At 43.6% G+C, this 980-nt stretch carries 1 protein-coding gene; it reads left to right on the top strand.

The genetic code is table 11. From position 1 onward, the window contains the following. Positions 1–893: reverse transcriptase domain-containing protein (locus tag Pmgp_RS19250; protein WP_134216301.1), on the top strand; the 893-nt coding region annotated here is incomplete at its 5' end. Positions 894–980 lie beyond the last annotated feature (87 nt).

Genomic DNA, 980 nt, shown 5'->3' with positions numbered 1-980 from the left:
ATGAGATTATTGCCGGAGAGAAAGTCAGTTGGGTGTTAGAAGCAGACCTGAAGAATTTCTTCGGGAGTCTCGACCATGCATGGATGCTAAAATTTGTAGAGCATCGAGTGGGAGACCCCAGGGTTATTACCATGATAAAACGATGGCTGAAAGCCGGAGTTTTGGAAGACGGAATAATTCAGGTAAGCGATGTTGGCACCCCTCAAGGTGGCTCAATCAGCGTTCTGTTGAGCAATATTTATTTGCACTATGTACTGGACCTATGGTTTGAGAAGGTTGTAAAAGCAAGGCTAAAAGGAGAAGCATACCTGATTAGATACATTGATGACTTCATAGTATGTTTTCAATATCATTCAGATGCTACCCGTTTTCATGAAGTCCTTAAGAAAAGGTTGGGTAAATTTGCATTAACATTGGAGTCAAACAAAACCCGCCTAATTGAGTTTGGCCGCTTTGCTACCAAACATGCCCGCGAAAAAGGCAAAAAGTTAGAAACAGTCTATTTCCTTGGGTTTACCCATTATTGCACTCGCAACAGGAAAGGGAATTTTATGGTAGGAAGAAAGACCGAGAAAATGCGACTTAGACGAAGCATTATCAGGTTACAGGCAACCTTACGCGAAATTCGGCACGCTCCAATTAAGGAGCAGGTAACGGTGATAAACTCAGTCTTAAGGGGCCATTACAATTACTATGGAATGGCAGGCAATATGAAAAGCCTCTTCAGGATTTATCATAGGACAGAACAGTACTGGAGAAGAATGCTTAGTTCTCGATGTAGCAAAGGATATGTCACATGGGAGAAATTTAACGCGATTAAAAGTATGTTTCCACTATTGCGACCGAAGCTTTCAATACCATATACGGAATTAAAAGCATACGCAATGCTGTGAGCCAATTTCTGAAGAGCCCGGTGCGGGAAATCCGCACGCCGGGTTCCGTGGGGGTTGGGCCACCAAATGGTGGCCCTTCTACCCGGA

Origin of the sequence: Pelotomaculum propionicicum, from assembly GCF_004369225.1 — a bacterium.
Lineage (GTDB): Bacteria > Bacillota > Desulfotomaculia > Desulfotomaculales > Pelotomaculaceae > Pelotomaculum_B > Pelotomaculum_B propionicicum.
This window is presented reverse-complemented; position numbering and strand designations above follow the sequence as displayed.